Here is a 22,469-nt window from a genome sequence, read left to right on the forward strand (position 1 = left end):
ACTGTAAAAAAGTAGTGGCATTCAGGTGTGAAATCTTGGGTGGAAAAGCAGACTTTCGGGCTTAAATAAGTTATTCTAAAGTTAAAAAGCTCAAGGAGGTCCATTTATTCATGAAACAAGATTGGTTTAAGAAGTCGGTGGTTTATCAAATTTATCCCCGTAGTTTTCAAGATAGTAACGGTGATGGGGTTGGTGATTTAAATGGTATTAGTCAACGTTTGGATTACTTAGCCAAATTAGGGGTTGATGTTTTATGGTTGAATCCGATTTATCAATCGCCGGATGTCGACAATGGTTATGATATTTCAGATTATCAGAAAATCCAACCAATTTATGGAACAATGACTGATTTTGATAATTTATTAACTAATGTCCATCAACATCGTTTAAAATTAATGATGGATTTAGTAGTTAATCATACTTCCGATCAACATAAGTGGTTTTTAGCAAGTAAAAAATCACGCACCAATACCTACGCTGATTACTATATTTGGCGTGATCCAGTTGATGGTCATGAGCCTAATAATTGGGGCTCAGCTTTTAGTGGTTCTGCTTGGACTTATGTCCCTGAGCGCAAGCAATATTATTTACATTTATTTGCTAAAGAACAGCCTGATTTAAATTGGGAAAATCCACAGGTTCGGCAGGCAGTTTATCAAATTATGCGTTTTTGGTTAGATAAAGGGATTGATGGTTTTCGCATGGATGTAATTAATCTGATTGCTAAACCCGCAGGCTTGCCAAATGCACCGCAAGCACCGGATGCTTTGTTTGGTGATAGTTTTAAGATTGTGGCTGATGGTACACAACTCGATCATTACTTGCAAGAAATGAATCGAGAAGTTTTATCTAAATACGACATTATGACAGTGGGCGAAATGCCTGATGTAACACCCCCAGCTGCTTGCCAATATAGTAATTTAGATGAGAGTGAATTAAACATGGTCTTTCAATTTCAGCATGTTGATTTAGGTGGTAATCCGGATCCTAAGTTGGGCAAATGGAGTGATCAACGGGTACGATTAGTTGATTTAAAAACAGTTTTATCCCATTGGCAAACAGCTTTAGCCAATAAGGGGTGGAATAGTTTGTATTGGAACAATCATGATCAACCGCGGGTAGTATCACGTTTTGGCAATGACCAAGAAGCTTATCGGGAACTTTCAGCCAAAATGTTAGCTACTACACTTCATTTAATGCAGGGAACACCTTATATTTACGCTGGGGAAGAGATTGGCATGACTAATATGAAGTTTACAGCAATCTCAGAGTTAGAAGATATCGAGTCCATCAATGCGTATGAAGAATTAGTGGAGCAAAATCATTTAGTTGATGTGCAAACAATGATGAATTATTTAAATACACGTTCACGTGATCATGCGCGGACGCCAATGCAATGGTCTAATCAAAAAAATGCGGGGTTTAGTCCAGTTCAACCGTATTATACGGTGAATCCGAATTACCAACGCATCAATGTTGCAGCCGCAGTAGCTGATGACAATTCGATTTTTTGGTATTATAAAAAATTAATTGATCTACGCCATAATTTAGAAATTGTCACACAGGGTTCTTATCAATTATTAGCTGCTAAAGATGAGCATGTTTTTGCTTATCAACGTAAATACCAAGAACAAACATTGTTGGTAATTAGTAACTTCACTGCTCAAACGCTAGAGCGCGACTATCAGCAGGCTAATTATCGACAACTCTTATTAAGTAATTATGCTGATGATCAAGTTACGGTTTTACGTCCATATGAAAGCAAAGTTTATATTAAGTGATTTTTCCAACAGTTGTTCATAATTAAACTCAGAGGCTGGAACAATAGGGTTAATGCTCGTCTTTTATTGAGAGTTGAACGAACATTAATTCATTATTATTTCAGTCTTTTTATTTTAGCTATTGGGTTGAGCGGACATTAATTTTAAATAAGAAGCAGAAATTTACATCTAGCTGACTACGCTGAAAGTTAATCATTTTAAGAACTTAATTTAAGGCTAGATTTAGCTTTTTAAAAAATTTGTTTGTACGCAGCTTAATTAGGTACAATAGCTTTAAGGAAGTGAAACGGAATGCGTTTTTTACACACTGCAGATTGGCATTTGGGGCGTCGTTTGCACGGATTTGATTTACAAGAAGAACAAAAATTTGCCTTTCAACAGATCGAACAAATAGCTTTAAAACAACGAGTTGATGGCATTATTATTGCGGGTGATTTGTATGATCGTAGCTTACCAGCAGAACAGGCTGTCGAACTTTTTAACCAACAACTAAAGCAACTTAATTTAATTGATCACTTGCCCATTTATGCGATTGCGGGCAATCACGATAGTGCGACCCGTTTAGCAACGGGGAGTTCATGGTATCAAAATACTAATCTGTATTTAGCAACCCGTTTGGAACAAGCTTTTCAGCCCATTGAATTAACAGATACACAAATTTTTTTACTGCCCTATTTTGAACCATTTGCGGTGCGGCAATATTTTGCTGACGCCCACATTCAAACTTTACCGCAGGCGATTGAGCCCGTTATTGCGAAGATGAAACAACAATTTAAACCACACAAGAAGCATGTGTTAGTGGCGCACTTTTTTGTGGCCGGTAGTGGTCAAACGGATTCAGAAACACCACTCAAGGTTGGCGGATTAGCAGCTGTGCCAGCAACCGCCTTAGCTGCTTTTGATTATGTTGCTTTGGGACATTTGCATGGTAAAGATGCTATTCATCTAACCAATGTTCGTTATAGTGGTTCGCCGATTAAATTTTCATTATCAGAGGCGCATCAAAAAAAAGGTGTGTGGTTAGTCGAAACTGATCCTTTGAAATTAACATTTTATCCGTTGACGCCACTACATGATGTACATCAAATAACTAATGACTTTGCTACTTTAGTAGATCCACAGTATTATCAGCAATATGATTTAGAAGATTATTTTGGCTTCATCTTGACTGACCGACAGGTTATTCCTAATGTCTTAGCTCGGCTGCGTGAAATTTATCCTAAAGTTTTAACTATGCAGCGGGCTTATGGAATTCAAATGCCGCAAAATAATGATTTAACTCAAACAAAGGTACAACAGCAAGATCCGATAGAATTGCTCAATGACTTTTATCAGCAAACGATGCAAACTGATTTGACCCCTGAGCAATTAAATTGGGCCCAAAAGGCCTTAACTCAAGTGCAAAAGGAGCGATAAAGTTTGCAACCATTAAAATTAGTAATGCAAAATTTTGGACCCTATGTTGATGAAACCATTGACTTTAGTCAATTTCAACAAGCGGGTTTGTTTTTAATTACAGGCAAAACTGGTAGTGGTAAAACGACTATTTTTGAGGCGTTAACTTTTGCATTATACGGCGCAACGACGAATGATGAACGTTCGCCGGAAAGCTTACGCTCCGATTTTGCCAGCTTAAAAGAACCGACGCAAGTTCAATTTACGTTTGAACATCAAGGTGAAATTTATCAAATTACGCGCCAGCCAAAACAAATTTTGAAAAAGAAACGTGGATCAGGAAACAAAGAGTATGAAAGTAGTGGCTGTTTAAAAGTTTTTCACCAGCAGCAACAAATTTTAGAATTAACAAAGTTGAAAGATATTAATCAAAAGTTAGCCGCCGTCATGCAACTGACTAGACAACAGTTTGTGCAAATTGTGTTACTACCACAAGGTGATTTTCAACGCTTTTTAATGGCTTCCAGCCAGGATAAAGAGGCCGTCTTACGTAAAATTTTTCGAACTCAACTTTATCAACAATGGTTACGTGTTTTACAAGAACAAAATAAAGACGTCAAAAAACAAGTTGCTAGTTTAAAGCAGAATTTAGCAGTAGCTTTAACGAAAGTTCATTGGTTAAAACCAAGTACTGAAGAAATCGCCAAAACATTTCATGACCAAGTGGCGCAATTAATAACTCAGCAGCAGCAACAACAACAAACTTTGGCACAGCAAAAACAAGTGCACAAACAGCAACAACACCAAATTGAACAGCAGCAACAATTATTAACACACTACCAAACAATTAATCAGCAGATCACGGTGCTACAAGAAAAAAGACAAGAGCAACATTCTTTAAATCAGCAGCAGCCATATTTTGAACGACTAACCAAAAAGATTGCAGATTTAACTTGGGTCAAGAATCATCAACAAGAAGCTGAGTCTTTAAAAAAACAGCAACAAAGAATTAATGATGTTAATCAACAATTACAAGAACTCCAGCTAAAAGCACAAAACGATCAAACAAAATTGGATCTACAAGAACACCAAGCTGTTGAATTAGCACAACAACAAGCTGTACAGGCCAAAAGACAACAAGAGCAGTTGCAATTACAACAACAACGAACGGTTTTTGAAAAATACCAGCGACAGCAATTACAATTAACACAACAGCAGCAACAAGTAACAATGGCTCAAAAGCAATTGGAGCAAACCAAACTGCAAACGCAACAACTTCAAACTGCTGAACAAGAGTATCAAAATTTCCGCCACCAAGAAGCCCAAATTTTAACAGACTTAAATCATAGTCAACAGCAATTACAAATTATTAATCCACTGACAACTAAAGTTCAGCAGTTAATTAAGCGGCAAAATTCTTGGCAACGTTTAAAACAACAATTGGCCAAAAATCAAGCTGATTTAGTTAAGCAACAACAGCAATTTAGGTCTTTAAAACAGCAAGTAGAGCAGATACAGGATGCTTGGCAAAGTAATCAAGCACGGGTTTTGGCACACCAACTACAAGTCGATCGACCGTGTCCAGTTTGTGGTAGTTTAACGCACCCTCATCCCAGCAATCAAACGCAATCAACAGTGACCTTTCAGCAAGTTGAACAAGCTCAGCACCATTTAACCATGGCTGATCAAGATATTGTTCGCCTACAAACTATCATGCAAACACAACAGCAACAAATTAATGACCAACAATCAGAGATCGAACAATTAACTAACACAATTAGAGTTAGTTGGCAACAACAATCAGTGGTCAAAACGGATGTTGGTGCTATTACGGATTTACTAGTCGAGTTGCAAACTGTCCAAAATAAAATTGAAACGGAATTATCGACCAAACAAGACTTATTGGTGCACGTGCAAACACAACTGAAATTAAAAGCCGATGTGCAGAAAAAATTAGCACAAGTACAAAGTCAACAAGAACAACAACATGCTCAACTAACTGAGTTACAAAATCAGTTACAATTTTTGGTTTTACAGCAAGCACAATTTAAACAGCAATTACCCACCCAGTTTGCTGATTTAAAACAGTTAGATCAATATTTAAAACAATTAAAGCAACAGGTTGTCGATTTTGAAGAACAAGTCACGCAACTGCAACAACAAATAACAGCTTTAAAACAACAACGAGCTGCTAATTTGGCGCAAACGCAATTGTTACAACAACAATTAACTAATTTACAGCAAGAATATCAAACACAATTTCACAGCTTCCAACAAGTCATCCAGGATTATTTTGGAGAAGATACGTCGAAGTTTACGCAATTATTGGCATCAGTAGATGAATTAGTGACAGATCAACAACAACTGACAGCTTATCAAGCCCAACAACAAAAATTGACAGAACAAATTGCTATTTATCAAGAGTTAGTTGGTGAGCAGCAGTTGGTTTCGATTCAGGATTTGCAGAAAAAATTATTAGCGCAACAACAAGAATTGCAAGCCAATGAGCAACAGTATGAACAAGCTTATCAAAAATTTTTAGTGAATGATCAGTTATTACAGCAATTACAAACCGATTTGCGTGCACTAGATAAAAAGCAACAACAATTGAACCAATTAAGTGCTTTAGTCACGACTATGTCGGGGGATAATGAAACTAAACTTAGTTTGGAACGGTTTGTGCTGCGCGCGCAACTAGTCACAGTTTTGACAGTTGCTAATCAACATTTACAACAATTAAGTTCGGGACGTTATTATTTATTACTAAACCAAACGAGTGGCGTTTACCAAAAAAATACCGGGTTAGAGATCGATGTCTATGATGATAATGTGGGACAAATTCGCAGTGTGCATACTTTATCAGGTGGGGAAAGTTTTTTAGCGGCGTTAAGTTTGGCCTTGGCTTTAGGCGAAGTAATTCAAGAACAAGCTGGGGGGATTAATATTGATACCTTATTTATTGATGAGGGTTTTGGTTCACTAGATCAAGATACTTTGACGATTGCGCTGGATGCTTTAGAACATGTTGAAAGCCAAAATCGATTGATTGGTATTATTAGTCACGTTGACTTATTGCGAGAACGGATTCCCAATCAGATTCAAATTAAAGCAACTGGTCAGGGGCAGAGTCATATCAAGTTATTGACTAATGGTTAAGTAAGTTGTTTGCGTTTTTAATTTTGGATTGAAAGGAAATTTTTTATTATGACGGAACCATATCGAATTGAAGCAGATTCTTTGGGCAAAGTAAAAATTCCCCAAACTGCTTGGTGGGGACCACAAACGCAGCGCAGTTTGAATAATTTTACAACCGGTGAATTAATGCCGTTAAGTTTAATTCGGGTTTTACTGCGGATTAAGCAAGCAGCGGCTCGTGCTAATCAAGATTTGCAACAACATTTTCCTTTAAAGGTTTATCAAACAGGTTCAGGCACACAAACGAATATGAATGTGAACGAAGTTATTGTGCATGTAGCCAAAACTTTGAATGATCAAGTAATTATTTTAGCTAATGATGATGTTAATCAAGGTCAAAGTTCGAACGATGTTTTTCCAACGGCGATGAATATTGCAACTAGTTTAGCTTTACAAAAACTATTACCAGTAATAGAGAATTTAATGACCGAATTAAAAACTAAACAGGATCAGTATTGGCAAGTAGTTAAAATTGGTCGGACACATTTACAAGATGCGACACCATTAACTTTTGGTCAAGAAATTAGTGGTTGGATTGCCATGTTAGAACACGATTTTTCATATTTAAAAACTTTATCACCAACTTTATTTGCTTTGCCGTTAGGAGCCACGGCGGTCGGAACGGGCTTAAATACAACTGCCAAATTTGCAGAAAAAGTGGTGGCACAATTAAAAGAAATTTATGAATTACCCTTAACAACTAAAACCAATAAATTTGCTGGTTTAGCAGCTCATTCAGGCTTAAATGTTATTCACGGGGCGTTAAAAACACTAGCGGCTGACGTTTTAAAAATTGCTAATGATGTGCGCTTTTTGGCAAGTGGTCCGCGCGCAGGCTATCATGAACTACTGATTCCGGCCAATGAGCCAGGCTCTTCAATTATGCCCGGAAAAGTTAATCCTACCCAAGCTGAAGCCTTGACGATGGCTGCCGTACGGGTGATGGGCAACGATGTGGTAGTCGATTTAGCGGCCTCACAAGGAAACTTTGAGTTGAATGTTTATAAACCAGTTATTATTCAAGCAGTTTTAGAGTCTATTTCCTTATTAACGGGAACTTTACAAGGATTTAGCGAAAAATTAATTCACGGTCTGACTATTGATCAGCAGCAAATGACTAAGTTGGTTGACCAATCATTAATGACTGTGACCGCTTTAGCACCGCATATTGGTTATTTGGCTTGTGCTAAAATTGCGCAATTAGCACAAAAGGAACACTTAACTTTGAAAAAAGCAGCGATTAAATCAGGCAAAGTAACAGCCACTCAATTTGACCAATGGGTAGATCCACTAAAGATGACTAATAGTCAAAAAGCCAACTAAACTGTTGCTGGGACTGCTTTGGTGAAGAGTGATTTAAAAAAGTTATTAAATTTATCATTATATAAAAACGCATAATATTATTTGCGATTATTAATTACTTATTGCATAGGCTTAAATAAATATGGATAAAAGACATAATTCTAATGAAACTAATGGCCTGAAAGAATGGGAGATTTGGGCTTTACAAACCTTAATTTTAACAGCAATTTTGTTTAGCGTACTTTCATTATTGAATCATTATGTTTTGGATCAATCGCGAGTGATCGACATTTGAAGATGGTGATCGATTAATTGCTTACCGTCATAGTCAATTAAAACGGGGCAATGTTGTTGTCATTAATGCGCCCGATGAACCGGGACAAATTGTGACTGCTCATAATAATCAAATTTATGTTAATGGTCGCAAAATTAAGCAAGACTATCTAAAATAAATTGGTTGATGATGGCAATGCTGTTGTCTATGGTACTAGATATTCGGATACGGGTGGTTTTTCTATTAGTTCGTTAGCTAAAACCTCTAATTACATGTAGATTTATTCTAAAAAGTAATTACAATAAATACAAAAGACCAATCAAGTACCAAAAAATTATTATTTTGTGATGGGTGATCACCGCAGTGTTTCGAAAGATAGTCGTTATATTGGTTGTATTAAACGCAATCAAGTGGTGTGGGCGTAGTCAAATTACGTTATTGGCTATTAAATCAGCTGCGGATCTTTAATTAATATTTAAGGTTTGTTTTCCTTACGCAATAGCAAATTGCAAGATAGGAGAAAAAAGGGCAGAGCTAAAAGTTGATTAGTAACTGATGTTTTAATTATTGGTTTTAACAGCGTTTTGGTTAGCAATAGTCGCTTTGGTTAAGAACTTCGATGACCAAGCACTCTTTAAGCCCCACCAGTAGAAGAGTAAACTTCCCAAAATTATTACTAAAAAGTCCCAAGGATATTTGATCCAATTTAAACCATTAAATTCTAGGCTACCGATTAATGAAATGATAGTCATAAAAATTAGATAACATAGTAACCAAGCAGCACCTTTTAAATTAAGTTTTGTTTCCTGCCAATGATTTTTAGCTTCATAGTAAAAATAAATTGGTAAACCAAGGCAAATAACGAAAATTACTTCAATAGTGGTAGGCCACATACCCCAATAAATCGCTAAGGAGGTTAAGACAAAGGCGAGAGGAGCTAGCCAAGATAAGTGTTTTAATTTGACAGGACGTTTTAAATTAGGAGCTAATTTTCTCAAGGTTACGACGGTTACGGGACCGGTGAGGTAGGCAATTAAGGTTGAGGTGCAAATCACAGTTGCTAACGTCGACCAAGACCGAAAAACGCTGACCATAATCATACTTAAAAAGGCATCAATAATCATTGCCACGCGGGGGGTGTGGTAAGTTGCATTCAATTGGCCAATAATTGGGGGCAGATGTTCACTATCTACCATTGCTGCTAAAGCACGTGAACTGGAAGCTGCAAAGGATACTCCTGTGCCAAAGGGCGAAACAAAAGCATCTAAGTATAGTAAAATTGATAACCAAGATAAACCAATGAGGACTGCTAAGTCCGCAAACGGAGAATTAAAGTTCAGGCCTTGCCAACTATGGTTTAACATTTTGGGAGTTAAAGTCGTGATAAAGGTTCCTTGTAATAAAATATATAACACAGCACTAATTCCCAGAGAAATTGTGATACCTCGACCAACGTTTTTTTGCGGATTAGTAATTTCGTTGCCCATATTGATGACGGTTTGAAAAGCATCAAATGAAAAAATAATTCCTGAAACGGAAGTAGCAGCAAAAATGGGAGCACTGCCATAAGGCATAAAAGTTTGAAAACTATGGCCATAATTACTGGGATGAAAGCTACTTAAGGTTAATAAAATGATAGTCAACAAAGGAACCAGAACCTTAAAGATGGAAATCAAACTGGTAAAATGCGTTAATAATCCAATTGACCAATAATTGATTAAAGTAAAGATAATAATAAATAAAAATACAACAATTAAACCAGAATTGGTGATCACACCATCTTTTAATAAATGATGCGTAAATTGAGCCCAAGACCATGGCCACGAACTCATGTATTGTACGGCAGCGACGGCTTCAATCGGGATTAAAGTGATTAACGAAATCCAGTTGGCCCATGCAGCCATGAAGCCTAATAGTGAGCCATGGCTGTATTGAGCAAATTTACTCATACCACCAGATTCCGGAAACATGGTTCCCAATTCTACATAGTTATAGGCAATAGCCCCGATGATTATCGCACCAATAATCCAAGCCAAAATAGCCGCGGGACCAGCAATTTTGGCTGCTTCCCAAGAGCCAAAGAGCCAGCCAGAGCCAATTAATGAGCCTAGCGCCAACATTACCAGATGGAACAAATTTATTTTTTTATTCATCAAAGTCTCCTTAATATTTACTTTACTAATTTACCACTTTTTAAATTCGTAAGGTGTTAATATTATAGATTGTTTTTCAAAGTTATTTTATTGAGATAATGGTTTTATAAAATAAATGAACAAAAAAGAAGTTGAGACAAAAAAATGCTCGTATCAAATACGAACATTTTTCTTGATGGTGCGTACACAACTTCTAAGTGCCTTTTGTGCTAATTCCTGAAAAAGTTTAATTTTATTGAATATCAATGTTAGTAATATTACCCCGATCTTGTTGGGCTTTAGGCAAATTAATTTTTAAAACGCCCTCTTCATATTTAGCACTGATTTGTTTTTGCTCAACATTGGGTAAACGGTACTGCCGACTAAAACGACCATAAGAGCGTTCATTCATAATTAGTTGCCCTTGTTTGGTTGCAGCATCTGCAAAAGAATCTCTTTTAGCAGAAACAGTTAAAAGATCATTTTCGTAGTTAATGTTAATATCTTTTTTATCAAGATCAGGTAAATCAATGGCAACATCATAGGCCTGGTTAGATTCAGAAACATCAGTCTTCATATTGGAGTTAGCAAAACTAGGTGTGAAGTTATTAAACCAACGATCCATGTTGTTGAACATATCAAACATATCGCCACGACGATTCGTTAAATTATTATTCATAACTGATTACTTCCTTTCAATTTATAAATACAGTGTAGTTAATTCATTTATAAATTTCAACTAATTAGCACTATAAATTTTACATTGCTAATTAGTTGCGTAAACCAGTTGGCTGTAACCATTTTTCGAGAAGATTTAACAAGGAATCAGAAATGATCGACATCAAAGCAGTCGGTAAAGCACCGGCCAAGATTAAAGCACCGCCGTTGGTTGCATTGGTGCCGCGAATAATGATATCACCTAAACCACCAGCGCCAACAAATGCACCGATCGCAGTAATGCCGATTGCTAACACTAAGGCATTTCTAATACCGGCCATAATAATGGAAAGAGATAACGGTAAACGTACCATATATAAAACTTGCCAGCGCGTCATACCCATACCCTTGCCGGAATCAATAATATTTTCATCAACATTGCGCATCCCGGTATACGTATTTTTGATAATTGGTAATAAGGAATATAAAAAGACCGTGACAATAACAGTATTAACCCCCAAACCTAGACCAATCATGATGATTGATAAAAGGGCGAGTGACGGGATTGTTTGAATGACATTAGCGATACTAATGACAAAATTGCCGAGTTTATGATTACGAGCAATCATAATTCCGATGGGAATACCAATAATGGCGGCAATTAAGACCCCATAAATAGAGACTAAGAAATGACGACAAAATTGTTGTAAGATATACATTCCGTTGTGTTGATAATAATAAATTAATTGTTGCCAAATATTTAAATGTGACATTTATTTATCACCTCGGAAATAATTATTTTCCTGTAAAAATTTCTGAGCTACGACTTGTGGCTCTAAGAGTTGATCATCTACTTGATAATTTAATTTCCGCATAGTATGAACATTAATCTTACCATCCAGACGATGCAAAAGCGGTTTTAAAGACGGATATTTTTGAAGTAGGGAGTTGTTGACCAACATGGAACATTTATAAGGTGGGAAAAACTTCTTATCATCCGTTAACTGCTTCAAATGATAACTGTCAACTCGGCCATCTGTAGAATATCCCAAAACGACATCCATTTTATTAGAGGCTAAAGCGGAATAAACTAGACCAATTTGCATAGGATAAGCCTTAGCAAATTCAAAACCATAATAACGGGTAAAATCTTTGTAACCATCACCCTTACGATTTAACCAATTAGCATCGACACCTACGGTGGAACTATTGGCAATTTTATTTAAGTTGGAAACTTTTTGTAAGCTATACTTACGGGCCGTTTTTTGAGTGACCATAAAAGCAAATTTGTTTTCAAAACCATAGGTGGGAAATAAGGTTTGATTATACCGCTTTTTAACCGTTTGGCGCACGATACGCGTCGCTTTTTTGGCACTTTTGGTTGGTGGTAAATTCAAAGTAGTCGTCAGTTCTGTTCCAGAATAAGAAACAGCTTGAATATCGGCATCATCACGGACCAAAGCTTGGTGCATTAAAGGTGCAGAACCTAAGTTATTTAAAATGGTCGTCTGATAATGGGTTTCATGACTGATTAATTCACTAATAATGTTGGCAATGATTTGTGATTCGGTCGTATTTAAAGAAGCAATGCGGACGGTATTATCGCCACCTTGCGCAGAACTCAACCCCGGTAAACTACAACCGCTAGTTGTTAAGGTGGTTATTAAGAGAGTCAAGGCTAACAGCCAATGTAAGATTTTCTTTTTCATTTGTTAACCTCCTTAATCCAACTTACTCGAAATAGGAGTTAATTTTTGTTCTAATTTTCCCAGTAAATAATCGGTCAAAATGGCCAGAATAATGACCGGAATCGTACCACCAAAAATTAATTCAGGTTGGAAAAGATTTAAACCATTAAAAATAAAATCTCCTAAACCACCAGCGCCAATATAAGAAGCTAAAGTTGACCAGGCAATGACGTAAATAGCTGATAAACGAATACCGGACATGATAACTGGTGTGGCTAAGGGAATTTCGACTTTGATAATGGATTGCCAATTGGTCATGCCAATCCCCTTAGCAGAATCAATGATGTTAGGATCAACGCCCTTCATGCCAATGTAAGTATTTCTGAGAATGGGCATTAAACTATAAATGAAAAGAGCCACAATAGCTGGCAGCTGACCAATACCAAAGACGGGAATCATCAAAGCTAACAATGCTAGAGCTGGAATCGTTTGTAACATACTGGCAATTTGCATTACCACATTAGCAGTTTTCGGAAAGCGTGAAAGTAAGACCCCTAAGGGAACCGCTACTAAAATTCCTAGTCCCAAAGAAATAGCGGAAATATAAATTTGTTCCCAAGTTTTTACTAGTAGTTCTGAACCGTGTTGGGCTAAAAAATTACTCATTTTTTATTTCAGCTCCTTTGGTTTCTGAATTGGCAGCAGTTTGACTATCAGCTAGTGGATCACTATCACCCCAAATGGTGTTATAAACTAAGGTAACCAGTGCTGAGCGGGTGACAATTCCAACTAAGATACCTTGATGATCAACGACAGGCACATAACTAAAGCCACGTTTTAAAATTCGATCAACAGTATCACGTAGGTAAGCTTCAGGACGAACGGTATAGATTTTAGTTTCGAGAATATCACTAACACTGGAGGCTTTGTGATACTTTTGTTCTAGACGGTCAATACTGATCATCCCTTTGAGATGATCTTGATCATCAGTAACTAACAAAGTATCCACGTGTCGCTGCTTCATTAACATTAAAGCTTCTTTTAATGAAGCTCCTAAGTTGATCTTGACTGGTGTGGTTAACATGATTTCTTGTACTTGCACCATATCATGTTTGGCCTCTGCTAGCCGTTCTTCACCGATTAAATCTTCAACAAATTTATTGGCGGGATGACGCAGGATATTATCGGGAGTATCATCCTGAACGACTTGTCCATCATGCATGATGACAATATGGGTAGCCAGTTTTAAGGCTTCATCCATATCATGAGTGACAAAAACAAAAGTTTTACCAGTATCTTGCTGTAATTTTTGTACTAAATCTTGTAAATTTTCCCGGGTAATGGGGTCTAGGGCTCCAAAAGGTTCATCCATTAAAATTAAATCTTGGTCAGATGCTAAGGCCCGGACAACACCAATTCTTTGTTGCTGGCCTCCTGATAATTCTGACGGATAGCGTTCTAAGTAATCTTCTGGTAATTCGGCTAATTTAATTAGTTCTTTGGCTCGTTGATCCAACTTTTCTTTTGGCCATTTTAAAAGTTTAGGTACTAAAATAATGTTATCTTTAATTGTCATGTGGGGCATCAAACCATTATTTTGGATAACATAACCGATTTTTCGACGCAAATCTACGGGATTAAAGCTATTAACACTTTGACCGTTGATTAAAACGTCACCCGAAGTAATACTATTCATTCGATTAATCATGCGCATTAAAGTTGTTTTACCGGAACCAGAAGTTCCAATAAAACAACAAAATTCGCCCTGAGCAATCTTAATATTGGCATCGCTAACGGCGGGTGTTTTACCCTTATAAATTTTGGTGACGTGTTTAAACTCCACCATTGGTGTATTCTCTGTCATGCAGTAAATACTCCTTTCTTGTAGACAAAGTTGAAATCAAATCAAAGTCGTTTAAGCCAATGATTTACAATTTTTCAACGTGATTAAAAATAGGTACAACAAAGCTAATTAAAATTAGTAATGGGAACTCATTAATAACTTTAATTCTTAATGGTCATAGTTTGTAATATATTATTTTGCAAATTGATCATGGTGATTCAAACTACTTTATTGCAACCTTATGATTATAATAACTAAGCTTTCGCTTGAAAGCAAAAAACAGACTATTTTTTAGTCTGTTTTTTACGAAGAAAATGAATAATAAAAGTGATAATAAAGGCCACTGCCAGAACTAAAGTGAACATTGAATTTGGAATTTCGATATCAATGATTGGAATAGTTAAGAAGAGTTTAATGGCAATAAATAAAATTAAGACGTAAGCCATGGGTTCTAATTCAGGAATTTTATTCATGAGGCTCATGATAACTTCGGCAACACCACGCATGGCAATGATGCCGATGATACTACCAATTAAAATAATAACGGGATTATTAGAGACCGCAATTAAAGTTAAAACTGAGTCCAGTGAAAACATAATGTCGGTAAATTCGACGGAAATAATGACTTGCCAAAGAGGGGATAGGCCTTTGATCTTAAACATTTTAATTTTTTTCTGATGGCCAGAAAACTTCTCCCAGAAAAAATGAATGGCCATATAAATTAGATAAATGGCACCGAGGATTTTAATCCACCATAAATCAATTAAGTAAGTACCGATACCAATCACTAAAAAGCGAAAGATAAAAGCGCCCCAAATACCATAAAATAGGGCATCTTCTTGCTCCTTTTTGGTCTTTAAAGTATGGGCTTGAGCAGCCAAGACGATGGAATTATCAACCGACAATAAACATTCCATAATAATTAACGATAAAATTAAGAACCAATCATTAGGTGATTGAATAACATTTTCCCAATTTTGTAATTCAAAAAAGGGTTTATATAAATTGATAATAAAATCCACTGATAACTCCTTTGCAGTTTTGAATAAATTACGGTTTATTTAACGTGAATTTGATTTTTTGACCTTTGGCAATACCATAAACGTGTTTAGTTGCATCTTCGGCCAAGGGACCAAAATCAAAAATGACTTCGTCATCGTGTGAAGAAATATTTTTAATGCAGGTTAAGAGAACTTTTTGTAAAGCCTTCGCCAATTTGGCATTATCTTTGGTTTTTTGAACAGCTGCGTGTAGTGTATAGCCGTCATCTAAGAACTTTTTGATCATGCGCGCACGCGTGATTTGTTTGTATGATAGTTTGACAGCACCATTTTCTGCTTGGACTGTTTCTAAATAGCCCATCTTAATCCAGTAACGGACTTGAGTGTCAGTGATATTGCAAGCTCGTGCGGTATCACGAATGCTTAAATACAAATTATCGGGACGAATAATGTTATTAATCCAGGTAACGTAATCATTAACTTGTACCATTTTGCACCTATCTCTATAAATGACATAAATTATAATTTAACAGTTAGTATTATACCTTTTTTTAGATAAAATTGTAAGGTTATTTAATTTTGAATATCAATATCAATTAATTGACAAATACTATTACATAGTTTATATTCATTACTGTTGCTTTGATATGAATTCGATAGTGTATTTTAAAAAAGAAAGCTGCGACAATTAAGATTCGAGCTTGCATTCTGGTTAAAACGAAACGCTTCTTGTCACAGCTTCATTAATAACTAATTACTTAAATAGAAAGAAGGATTTTTCTTGACTCAAACTGATTCTAACAACACTAAATTCAGTAAAATTATGTTAGTTGTTGTTTTATTAATTGGAACTTTTTGTACAGTTTTAAACCAAACTTTACTGTCAACGGCATTACCCAAGCTAATGTCAACTTTTAATGTTTCGACAGCAACTGTCCAATGGTTGACCACGGGCTTTTTAATGGTTAATGGGATTATGATTCCGTTGTCCGCTTATTTAGCAACGACTGTCAATACTAAATGGTTATACATTTCGGCAATGGCAATTTTTCTAGTCGGGACGATCTTAGCTTATTTAGCTCCTAGCTTTAGCGTCTTGTTGATTGCCCGTTTGGTTCAAGCGGTGGGTGTTGGTATTACCATGCCCTTATTACAGACGATTATGTTGTCCTTATTTCCTGCCGAATCAAGAGGGGCAGCTTTAGGCTTAGTGGGGATTGTCGTTGGCTTTGCACCGGCAATCGGTCCGACTCTATCTGGTTGGATTGTGGATAACTTTTCTTGGCGTGATCTTTTTGGTTTACTAATTCCGATTGTGGTGATCGTGGTGGTTTTGGCCTTGATTTTTATGAAACCAGTCATTAAGACGGAAAAACAAAAATTAGATTGGCTTTCTTTAGTATTATCCACGGTTGGTTTTGGCGCTTTGCTATACGGTTTTTCAGCTGCGGGTAATGATGGCTGGACTTCTATGAATGTTTTAGCTTCACTAATTGTTGGGGCGATCGTAGTTGTGTGCTTTGTTTGGCGGCAATTGGTTATTCCCAAGCCTTTCTTGGAATTGCGAGTTTTCAAGACGCGCGATTTTACCTTAGCAGCGATTTTATCTTCGATTGTGATGATTGCTATGCTGGGAGTTTCCACCGTTTTACCGCTTTATTTACAAATTGTACATGGAATGAGTGCTTTAAAATCCGGTTTAATTTTACTGCCAGCCGCTTTGATTATGGCTTTCATGAGTCCTATTACTGGACGGACGTTTGATTCCTTTGGTGGTCGGCGTTTAGCCGTGATTGGCTTGGTAATTTTGACATTGTCAACTTTACCATTTGTGTGGTTAACTGTTGATACGCCTACTAGTTATATTGTAGTTTTACAGATGGTACGGACGTTAGGAATTTCCATGGTTTTGATGCCGGTGACTACTTCCGGAATGAATGCTTTGCCAGATCATTTAATTGCTGATGGAACAGCTGCTAATAACACAGCTCGTCAAGTTGCTTCGTCAATTGGTTCAGCAATCATGATCACTTTATTGACCAATGTTACTAATGCGCAGCAACCAGCAAAACATTTGTTACACGCAGCTCCCTTTCAGTACAAACATGATTATTTAAATGCTACTTTAGCTGGTTATCATGCTTCTTTTATGTTCTCATTAGTTTTTGCCGTGATTGGTGTGATCTTAGCGTTCTTCTTAAAAGATAAAACTAAACGTCAAGATGTTGATTTAGCAGAAATGAAAAAAGGCGGTGACCAAGCATGATTTTAGGAACATTAATTATCGGTGCGGTGGCAACTTTTATTAGTTTTGTTTATTTACGCAAGCCCTTGATGCGAGGGTTAGCGACCATTGTTTCACTAATTATTTTTGGTTTATCACTACTTTTTTTAGTTTTAAATAATTATAATCATTATGCCATGCACCAAGTTACGACTAATCAAACAACACAAATTTATCCAGCAAAAGCCACTAATGGCTTGAATTTAATGTTATATAAGACGCTCGGATCAAATGAGCAAGAAACGGTTCAAATTTATAAAACTTCAGCTAAGCAAAAAAAGCCGGTTCATACTCAAGTTAATGAACAAACGGTGGCTAATAACCACATTAAGTCCACAACGGCAACGCAGGCTACTTTAAAAACTGCGACAACACGGTGGCAATTTAATTCAGCAGCAGCTAAATTCTGGTTTGGCGTTTCTGGACTACAAAATAAATTAGTTAAACGGGTTCATACTTTTTATTTGCCAAAAACTTGGCTTCATTTGTCAATGAATCAAGTAAAGCAATTGCAAAAGAAAATGAAGCAAATGCAGACACCAGCTAATAAAGCTAAAGTGCAGGCGCAAGCCCAAACTTATGTTAAACAAAAATTGGCTGCTGCAGTTCAAAAAGATCCTAGCTTACTAACTAATCAGGCTAAAGTTAAGACTTTAAGTCAACAGTATGCCCAGGAATTTCAACAGCAATTAATTAAACAAGCAGTAACTAAATAAGGTTTCACCGAAGCTCGTTTGAAAGATTAGTGTCTTTTAAGCCAGCTTCTTTTTTTTAAACACTTGTTTTCGGTAGATTTTTCTATTAGACTAAAAGCAATTAAATAATTGTCATTGCAAAGGGGAGCTAGTTAGCTGAGAGTGATTAAGTTCAGACCCTGGAACCTGTTATGTTAAAACATGCGTAGGAATTGTAATGAGTGTCTAACACTCTTTTTTGCAAAATGACAAAAAGGAGTGTTTTTTGATGCCTAAAAATCAGTTACAAACTTTAGTAGAAGGAGCAATTATCGTTGCTTTAGCTATGGCTTTATCGTATATACCACATAGTTTAGGAATTTCCTCCATTGAAATTTTATATGGGGTCGTGCCACTGTTTTTATATTCGTGGCGGCGTGGGTTTAAAGCAGCCGTTACGGCAGGAGTTGCTTGGGGGTTATTAGATTTAATTTTACGTGGTTTAAGTAGTGGTTCAGTGCTAAATGTTTGGCAAGGAATTCTAGAATATCCTTTGGCTTTTGGGGTCTTAGGCTTAGCCGGATTATGGGCACCTGCTATTCAACGGCGGATTCAAAACCGACGTTCAATTCTTGGTTTAGTATTATTAAGTAGTAGCGTGGCACTGTTTATTAAGTATTTCTTACACTTTATTGCCGGGGTTTTAGTCTGGGGCTCATATGCGCCTAAGTCCTTTAACCCTTGGACTTGGTCATTACTAGTTAATGGTGGCAGCGCCCTGGCTAGTTTAATTTTTGCAATTATTATTTTTGCTTTATTAAAAAATATTTTAATTAAGTTGTTAAATTTAAAAATAAATTAAAAATTATAGTGGTTATTTCGACTGAAATTATTTATAATATGATTGAAAACGGTTTAATGAAAGGGTGCTGTCAATGTATTATGTGGTAATGAAGTCGAATGATATTCGCGATAATCTAGCAACTGAGCAATATTTGATGAATAACAAGAATTTTAATGAACCACTAGTATTATTTTATATTGAAGGACCATGTATTATTGTGGGGCATAATCAAAATACAATGGAAGAATTGAACAATGATTATGTCAAAGAACATCATATTACTGTTACGCGTCGGTTGTCTGGTGGTGGTGCTGTTTATCAAGATTTGGGTAACCTATGCTTTAGTTTTGTGGTGGATGCCAAAGATGAAAAATTTGGTGACTTCAAGAAAATTACGCAACCAATGGTTGATGCCTTGCATCGCTTAGGTGCAACTGGCGCAGAAGTTTCTGGACGAAATGATATTTTAATTGATGGTAAAAAGTTTTCTGGAAATGCAATGTACACCAAGAATGGCAAAACTTTCTCACATGGAACATTGTCTTACGATGTTGATTTAGACGTCTTGACAAAAGCTTTGCATGTGCAAAAAGATAAAATTCAATCTAAAGGAATTAAATCTATTCGTAGTCGGGTGACTAATATTCGACCATATTTGGACTCACAATATCAAAACTTAACGACCGAAGAATTTCGTGATGTTTTATTGTTAAGTCTTTTCCAAGCTGATAGTTTAGCTGAAATTAAAGATCATGAGTATCAAATTACACCAGCTGACCAAAAAGAGATCGATCAATTAAAAGAAGAAATTTATTATAATTGGGATTGGGTGTACGGAAAATCACCGGAATTCACAGTTAAAAATCGGCAACATTTTGATATGGGAACGATTGATGCGCGGTTTTTGATTGAACACGGCAAAATTGCCCAAGCTAAATTTTATGGTGATTTCTTTGGGACTCAAGATGTTGCTCAACTAGAGCAGCAATTGCAAGGGGTGATTTACGACTATGATCATCTAGCCCAAAAGTTAAATAGTATTGATATTGAGCAATACTTTACAGGAATTAAAGTGGCGGATTTGATTAAGCTGGTTACACCATAACTAAAAATAGCAAGCGATGATTGTGTCGCAGCCAGGGGGATAAAGCTTTGTATTATTTTTGTATGCCTTCACGTGATATTCGCGATAACTTAGCAACTGAACAGTATTTAATGAATAATAAAGATTTTGATGAGCCCTTGGTTTTGTTTTATATTCAAAAGCCATGTATTATTGTGGGGCGCAATCAAAATACACTAGAAGAACTGAATTTGGATTACGTTAAAGACCATCAAATTACTGTGACTCGGCGTATTTCAGGTGGTGGTGCCGTTTATGATGATTTGGGTAACGTTTCCTTTAGTTTTGTCATCAATGCGCAAGATGAGCGCTTCGGTGACTTTAAAAAAATGACCCAACCGATTGTGGATGCTTTGCACCGCATGGGTGCAACTGGCGCAGAAGTTTCGGGGCGCAATGATATTTTAATTGACGGTAAGAAATTTTCCGGTAACGCGATGTATACCAAAAATGGTAAGACTTTTTCGCACGGAACTTTAACGTATGATGTTGATTTAGACGTATTAAGTCAAGCCTTAAAAGTTGCACCAGATAAAATTGCTTCGAAGGGTATCAAATCAGTGCGTAGCCGGGTGACAAACTTAAAGCCTTATTTAAGTGCTCAATATCAAGACTTAACGATCGAACAATTTCGTGATGCTTTATTATTGAGTTTATTTGAAGCCCAAGATTTAGCAGAGATTAAAGATAAAGAATATCATTTAACAGCTGCAGATCAAGCTGGCATTGAGCAGTTAAATCAAGAACTTTATTATAACTGGGATTGGGTGTATGGAAAATCGCCAGAATTTACAGTTAAAAAACGGCAACATTTTACTGCAGGAACAATTGATGCCCGACTTTTAATTGAACACGGAAAAATTGCGCAAGTTCATTTTTATGGTGATTTCTTTGGACAAAAAGATGTTAATCAGTTACAACAACAATTAATCGGTCTTGTCTATGATCAAGATGCAATAAAACAGGCGTTACAAAACGTTGATGTGGAGCGCTATTTTACGGGTATTTCTAAATTCGATTTGGTGAATTTATTAAAGCCGTGAAATTGGATTTTTGAGATTTAAACCCAAATAAGCTGAAATTTTGAATGTTTTTTCTAAAACATTTAAAATTTCAGCTTTTTGTTGGATAAGATAAAATTTAATGATCAAAAGCTATGAATCATTGTATTAGGCGGTATCTTTTAACGTGTTAATTTGAATTTTGTCCAGGGCTTGATGAAGTCAAGCAAGAATAATTCTTCATCTTTGATACGACCAACTTTGTTTTTCCGAACATCTTGGTGAGGTTCTAAGGTAATCTGTAATTCGTTTTTATAAACACCGAATTGATCATTGCCAATCAAAATGTCACCGCGTTGAAAAACTTGTTCATTATCGTGGGCAGGATTTGGCACATCTTTGTAAGTAACTCGTGGCATCGTGGAACGAACGACCAATTGATTAATATCACCGCGCCGAAAATGTTGAGGTTTAAACATAATTTCTTGTTCGACAGGGTTGACAGGATTGTTTAACTCTACACTAAATTCTAATTGATAGCGATCAATTTCAGCTAAGGCTTTTAGTTCGGCTTCACTAGCGTAAGCATTGCCAATAATGACATCATCAATCATCTGTGAAGCAAAGAGGTGTTTAGCTTGAACAGCAATCGGTAATTGGCGATCCATTTCGAGGGTCGGTAAGCCATCATTTACGTTCCAAGGACCAATTTTTCCAACTTGACTAGCAACAAATGCCGCGGTGTGAAGACCAGCTTTTTTAAAACGGCGATTACATTCCATAAAATAATCATACGGTAAACCAGTGCCGACTTGAGGATAAAAATTATGACAACCATAAATAAAAGGTGTATTGGCTTGAAAACTCAGAATATTATTCAAGTAATCAACATTGTTACTCAGGTTTAATTCAATGATGAGACCATAGGGATTATATGACAGCATGGCTTCGGTAGCCCCATCAAAAGATTGGTCTAAACGAATCCCCGCCGCGTGTAAATCTGCAAAAAAAGATAAATCATCATAAGAAATTTGTAAATCATCAAAAATTTGGGGTGCCACGTCAATAATGGTTTGATAACCTAATTTATTACCGACATCAATAATTTTTTGAAATTTGGCTTTAGTTTGCGAAGCAGATCCAGAAATTTCTAGCATACTCATAAAAATTCGGGTAAAACCGTATTTATGGCCTAATTCTAAATAATGCTGATCGTCCGCAAAGTTGCTGTGATCGGGGTAAATTGATAAGCCCAGTTGTCTTTTTGTCATCAGA

21 protein-coding genes and 1 riboswitch are annotated in these 22,469 nt (G+C 36.4%); of the genes, 12 read left to right on the top strand and 9 right to left on the bottom strand.

What is annotated here, in order from left to right; genetic code table 11:
• The first annotated feature begins 110 nt into the window (after positions 1-110).
• From AC3B7A_RS05060 to AC3B7A_RS05090, 7 genes are all read left to right on the top strand, one after another.
• Positions 111-1,781: a glycoside hydrolase family 13 protein gene (locus tag AC3B7A_RS05060; RefSeq protein WP_489755051.1), complete on the top strand. Its 1,671-nt coding sequence runs from the start codon at positions 111-113 to the stop codon at positions 1,779-1,781.
• Positions 1,782-2,072: 291 nt separating this feature from the next.
• Entirely contained in the window at positions 2,073-3,197 is a 1,125-nt protein-coding gene (locus AC3B7A_RS05065; RefSeq protein WP_489755052.1) for an exonuclease SbcCD subunit D, read from the top strand.
• Between the two features lie 3 nt (positions 3,198-3,200).
• Positions 3,201-6,332 carry an AAA family ATPase gene (locus AC3B7A_RS05070; RefSeq protein ID WP_489755053.1) on the top strand — a complete coding sequence of 1,044 codons (3,132 nt, stop codon included), beginning with the start codon at positions 3,201-3,203 and terminating at the stop codon, positions 6,330-6,332.
• A gap of 48 nt (positions 6,333-6,380) precedes the next feature.
• Positions 6,381-7,694, top strand: coding sequence for a class II fumarate hydratase (locus AC3B7A_RS05075; RefSeq protein WP_489755054.1), 1,314 nt, complete (start codon positions 6,381-6,383; stop codon positions 7,692-7,694).
• A 121-nt stretch (positions 7,695-7,815) separates the two neighbouring features.
• On the top strand, positions 7,816-7,968 hold the full coding sequence (locus AC3B7A_RS05080; RefSeq protein ID WP_489755055.1) for a hypothetical protein: 153 nt from the start codon (positions 7,816-7,818) through the stop codon (positions 7,966-7,968).
• Between the two features lie 16 nt (positions 7,969-7,984).
• Positions 7,985-8,125, top strand: a complete 141-nt coding sequence (locus AC3B7A_RS05085; protein WP_489756550.1) for a S26 family signal peptidase — start codon at positions 7,985-7,987, stop codon at positions 8,123-8,125.
• Positions 8,126-8,294: 169 nt separating this feature from the next.
• The gene (locus AC3B7A_RS05090) at positions 8,295-8,372 is read left to right on the top strand and encodes a S26 family signal peptidase (protein WP_489756551.1); all 78 of its coding nucleotides are present in this window, start codon (positions 8,295-8,297) and stop codon (positions 8,370-8,372) included.
• Positions 8,373-8,507: 135 nt separating this feature from the next.
• On the opposite strand, the gene AC3B7A_RS05095 is transcribed toward AC3B7A_RS05090, so the two are convergent.
• The 8 genes from AC3B7A_RS05095 to AC3B7A_RS05130 all read right to left on the bottom strand — a co-directional run bounded on the left by AC3B7A_RS05095 (position 8,508) and on the right by AC3B7A_RS05130 (position 15,758).
• Positions 8,508-10,100, bottom strand: coding sequence for an APC family permease (locus tag AC3B7A_RS05095; protein WP_489755056.1), 1,593 nt, complete (start codon positions 10,098-10,100; stop codon positions 8,508-8,510).
• Positions 10,101-10,332: 232 nt separating this feature from the next.
• Complete coding sequence (locus AC3B7A_RS05100) at positions 10,333-10,758, bottom strand: Hsp20/alpha crystallin family protein (protein ID WP_489755057.1); 426 nt, start codon at positions 10,756-10,758, stop codon at positions 10,333-10,335.
• A gap of 91 nt (positions 10,759-10,849) precedes the next feature.
• Positions 10,850-11,509 carry an ABC transporter permease gene (locus AC3B7A_RS05105; protein ID WP_489755058.1) on the bottom strand — a complete coding sequence of 220 codons (660 nt, stop codon included), beginning with the start codon at positions 11,507-11,509 and terminating at the stop codon, positions 10,850-10,852.
• A complete protein-coding gene (locus tag AC3B7A_RS05110) occupies positions 11,510-12,445 on the bottom strand; it encodes an osmoprotectant ABC transporter substrate-binding protein (protein WP_489755059.1) in 936 nt (311 codons plus the stop codon).
• Between the two features lie 12 nt (positions 12,446-12,457).
• On the bottom strand, positions 12,458-13,090 hold the full coding sequence (locus AC3B7A_RS05115) for an ABC transporter permease (RefSeq protein ID WP_489755060.1): 633 nt from the start codon (positions 13,088-13,090) through the stop codon (positions 12,458-12,460).
• Positions 13,083-14,288: a betaine/proline/choline family ABC transporter ATP-binding protein gene (locus AC3B7A_RS05120; RefSeq protein ID WP_489755061.1), complete on the bottom strand. Its 1,206-nt coding sequence runs from the start codon at positions 14,286-14,288 to the stop codon at positions 13,083-13,085. The genes AC3B7A_RS05115 and AC3B7A_RS05120 overlap by 8 nt, the downstream gene beginning before the upstream one ends.
• Before the next feature lie 263 nt (positions 14,289-14,551).
• A complete protein-coding gene (locus AC3B7A_RS05125; protein ID WP_489755062.1) occupies positions 14,552-15,289 on the bottom strand; it encodes a DUF475 domain-containing protein in 738 nt (245 codons plus the stop codon).
• A 28-nt stretch (positions 15,290-15,317) separates the two neighbouring features.
• A complete protein-coding gene (locus AC3B7A_RS05130; protein WP_489755063.1) occupies positions 15,318-15,758 on the bottom strand; it encodes a MerR family transcriptional regulator in 441 nt (146 codons plus the stop codon).
• Positions 15,759-16,091: 333 nt separating this feature from the next.
• On the opposite strand from AC3B7A_RS05130, the gene AC3B7A_RS05135 reads away from it, so the two are divergent.
• From AC3B7A_RS05135 to lplA (AC3B7A_RS05155), 5 genes are all read left to right on the top strand, one after another.
• Positions 16,092-17,534 (top strand): MDR family MFS transporter, encoded by a 1,443-nt coding sequence (locus AC3B7A_RS05135; protein ID WP_489756552.1) that lies wholly within the window; start codon positions 16,092-16,094, stop codon positions 17,532-17,534.
• Entirely contained in the window at positions 17,531-18,268 is a 738-nt protein-coding gene (locus tag AC3B7A_RS05140; RefSeq protein ID WP_489755064.1) for a DUF4811 domain-containing protein, read from the top strand. Before AC3B7A_RS05135 ends, AC3B7A_RS05140 begins: the two co-directional genes overlap by 4 nt.
• Positions 18,269-18,378: 110 nt before the next feature.
• A riboswitch (TPP riboswitch) is annotated at positions 18,379-18,476 on the top strand.
• Positions 18,477-18,515: 39 nt separating this feature from the next.
• The gene (thiT, locus tag AC3B7A_RS05145; RefSeq protein ID WP_489755065.1) at positions 18,516-19,088 is read left to right on the top strand and encodes an energy-coupled thiamine transporter ThiT; all 573 of its coding nucleotides are present in this window, start codon (positions 18,516-18,518) and stop codon (positions 19,086-19,088) included.
• Between the two features lie 73 nt (positions 19,089-19,161).
• Positions 19,162-20,175 (top strand): lipoate--protein ligase, encoded by a 1,014-nt coding sequence (lplA, locus tag AC3B7A_RS05150; RefSeq protein WP_489755066.1) that lies wholly within the window; start codon positions 19,162-19,164, stop codon positions 20,173-20,175.
• A 47-nt stretch (positions 20,176-20,222) separates the two neighbouring features.
• A complete protein-coding gene (gene lplA / locus AC3B7A_RS05155) occupies positions 20,223-21,236 on the top strand; it encodes a lipoate--protein ligase (RefSeq protein WP_489755067.1) in 1,014 nt (337 codons plus the stop codon).
• A gap of 140 nt (positions 21,237-21,376) precedes the next feature.
• On the opposite strand, the gene AC3B7A_RS05160 is transcribed toward lplA (AC3B7A_RS05155), so the two are convergent.
• Positions 21,377-22,465, bottom strand: coding sequence for a DUF871 domain-containing protein (locus AC3B7A_RS05160; protein WP_489755068.1), 1,089 nt, complete (start codon positions 22,463-22,465; stop codon positions 21,377-21,379).
• Between the last annotated feature and the right edge of the window lie 4 nt (positions 22,466-22,469).

Source organism: Bombilactobacillus sp. ESL1202 (assembly GCF_058107125.1).